General features: G+C 62.9%; 4 protein-coding genes. All 4 read right to left on the bottom strand.

Annotated elements, in window-relative coordinates; translation table 11 throughout:
- Window positions 1-331 (bottom strand): hypothetical protein (locus tag HUN39_RS18865; protein ID WP_175095969.1); only part of this gene is annotated, 331 nt, incomplete at its 3' end.
- A gap of 96 nt (window positions 332-427) precedes the next feature.
- On the bottom strand, window positions 428-1,198 hold the full coding sequence (locus HUN39_RS18870; RefSeq protein ID WP_175095970.1) for a hypothetical protein: 771 nt from the start codon (window positions 1,196-1,198) through the stop codon (window positions 428-430).
- Between the two features lie 36 nt (window positions 1,199-1,234).
- Complete coding sequence (locus tag HUN39_RS18875) at window positions 1,235-1,600, bottom strand: hypothetical protein (RefSeq protein ID WP_175095971.1); 366 nt, start codon at window positions 1,598-1,600, stop codon at window positions 1,235-1,237.
- Window positions 1,601-1,606: 6 nt separating this feature from the next.
- The gene (locus HUN39_RS18880; protein WP_175095972.1) at window positions 1,607-2,125 is read right to left on the bottom strand and encodes a terminase small subunit, Nu1; all 519 of its coding nucleotides are present in this window, start codon (window positions 2,123-2,125) and stop codon (window positions 1,607-1,609) included.
- Between the last annotated feature and the right edge of the window lie 247 nt (window positions 2,126-2,372).

Below are 2,372 nucleotides of genomic sequence, written 5' to 3' on the forward strand. Positions count from 1 at the left end.
CGTAGGCGACGAAGTCGGCCTCGGATAAAAACTCGCGCTGAAGGTCTGCGCGCCGCTGAAACTCGGCGGCGAGTTGCGCTCGTGTCGTCGCGTAAGTCGGGATACTCGGCGCGGCTGCGGCCACGCGTTCCTTGCCCTCGGCGACGCGGCGGCAATGGCGTCCGCGCTCGTAGCTCTCATTGAACGCCCACTGCGCCTTCGAAGGCCAGCAGTCGAAGCCCTGCGGCGCGCCTTCGCCGAGCAGTCCCGCACTTGCGCCGGCTCGGCGCGCTTGTTCTTCGGAGCCGGCCAGCCGTTCGGCCGCGGCGACGGCATTTTCATCGATGACCATATGTTTTGCCTTCGTGTGTTGGAAAATGGGCGCGCCGACGAAAGGATCTGGTCGACGCGCCCGACCGTCGGCGGGCGCTGAAACCGCCGCCGGAATTCACTCAGCCGCCATCAGGTGCTCGGCGTCGCCATGGCGCAGCGTCCTCGCCTTCTCGCGCTGCGGGCCGACGATGAGCCGCTGAGCGGCTTCAGCTGCAGGTAACATCGCGTGGTCCGCGCCAGGCCGTTTGCCCGACGAAGAGATTTTGAAATTATCAAGTGCGTATAGCCTGATGACGCTCTCGACCGACGCGAGCGCCTGCTCGTTCATTCCCCGGCGGACTAGCGTCGTCGCTTCGAAGAGCCTGGGAGCGGCGGCATAAAGGGCGTTGCCGAGGATCGCCTGCGCCACATCTTCCGGCTTCGCAGGCTGCGGCATAAGGTGTCCCTCGAAAACCTTGGAGATGCCGGTTTCGGCTGGAATCACCTCGGCGAGCGCCGCGAAGGCCGCGGCAAGCTGTGCGATCGGCCCCTCAATCGCCTTCGCCTTTTCCTCGATTTGCGCGGCGGCGCGCTCGTATTCGCTAGCGAGGCGTTCGCGCTCGGATTTGTCGCGCGCGCGCTCGATGCGCTCGACTAGTTCGAGTTCGGCCAGCTCCAACCGCTCCAGGCGAATTCGCGCAAGATCGGCGTCGGCGTCCAATCTGACGATATCGGCGTCGGCTGCATCCGACAGCAACATTTCGGCGCGTTTCTGGCCATGGCTTTCAACTATGGCCTGAACACTTTTGTGCTCGCCGCGCAGTTTGGCGAGCGATTCTTCAAGCGCCGCAATCTGTGTCGCCGGCGCGCCCTTCTTTGGCGGCTGAAGAAAACTAAAAACACCCATGTTTCACCCGCTCATTTTCTGTCGGTGATTTGAGAATCACATGTCACCCGTTGAAATCGCAACCGCGCCTGATTTCAATTTTGCGATGTTGAACATCTGGCGATCGCCGATCGGTTCGCCGCCGCGACTGCGCAAAATCCTGTGCCACGCGCGCCGCTTCGAGGGAGTGCTGTCCGGCAGTTCGTCGAGAGCAAATTCGCGGCGCCAGCCATTCGCCGCGTATGACTTCAAGTCGCCGGCGAGCGCCTTGGACCGCGTCCACAGTTCGCCGTCGTAAAGGCTCAACGCCGCAACAATCGCCGCCTCACGCTCTTGCGCCGCTATCTCAGCCGCGCGGCGACGCAGCTCGGCCGCCTGACACTCGTGCTCTTCGGCTTTGCGGAGAAGGGCGGCCGGCGTCATCGTGGCCTATTTGCGAGAGGCTTTGCGGGCGCGAGCGCGGGCCGCTACGGCGGCTGAATTTTGCTCCGGGCCGTCCGCCGTCAGCGCCGAGAGTGTATCTCGAATTTCAGCGTCGAGAAGCGCTCGCACCTTTTCCGGGTTTGCGATGTTCAGTAAGCGCGGCGCGGCCTTCGAGGGAACGGCCAACAACCTCGTGCGGACGATCGAATATTCCTCCCTGATTTGACGAATCGACTCTTCGACTTCGACGACCAGACCGCTCTCTCGGTCATATTCCAACTCAGCCAGGCGCGCCCTGGCCTGCGTCAATCGCGTCCTCTCCTTCTGAAAATCGGGCGTCCCGTTCCCCGCGTCCGATCGGAGCCATTTGAGATACCCGGCCACGCTTTCCACGAGCCTATACTCGCCGCGCTTCCCAGGCTTCGGAATCACCCCGGCCTCGGCGAGCTGCTGTATTCGGCGCGTCGACAGCCCAAGCAGCTTGGCCAGGGTCGCCGCGGCGACAGTCGTGGGAAGTTCATTCATAGCTGATCCCTTTTTTTGAGCAGAGAAGGCTGCTGAGCGCGATAGAGCGTCTCCCGCTACGTGGCGCGGCTTGCCGTCTCAAAAGCCGCACAGGAGGCTGGTTTCTGACTCGGGAAACGCCATCGCGATTTATTGGCGGGCTGATTGCTGCGTGAACGATCGTCCAGAGGCATGGCCGCCACGCGAAGCGAAACGCGATTTCGACCATCACACCTAGACGACCCCCGGACCCCCGAAGCACCCGTAT

Source organism: Methylocystis silviterrae, assembly GCF_013350005.1.
In the GTDB taxonomy this organism is placed as follows: domain Bacteria; phylum Pseudomonadota; class Alphaproteobacteria; order Rhizobiales; family Beijerinckiaceae; genus Methylocystis; species Methylocystis silviterrae.

Excerpts from the sequence above, each read along its gene's own strand:
- HUN39_RS18870 (WP_175095970.1), bottom strand. The coding sequence starts at position 1,198 with ATGGGTGTTTTTAGTTTTCTTCAGCCGCCAAAGAAGGGCGCGCCGGCG.
- HUN39_RS18875 (WP_175095971.1), bottom strand. The coding sequence starts at position 1,600 with ATGACGCCGGCCGCCCTTCTCCGCAAAGCCGAAGAGCACGAGTGTCAG.
- HUN39_RS18880 (WP_175095972.1), bottom strand. The coding sequence starts at position 2,125 with ATGAATGAACTTCCCACGACTGTCGCCGCGGCGACCCTGGCCAAGCTG.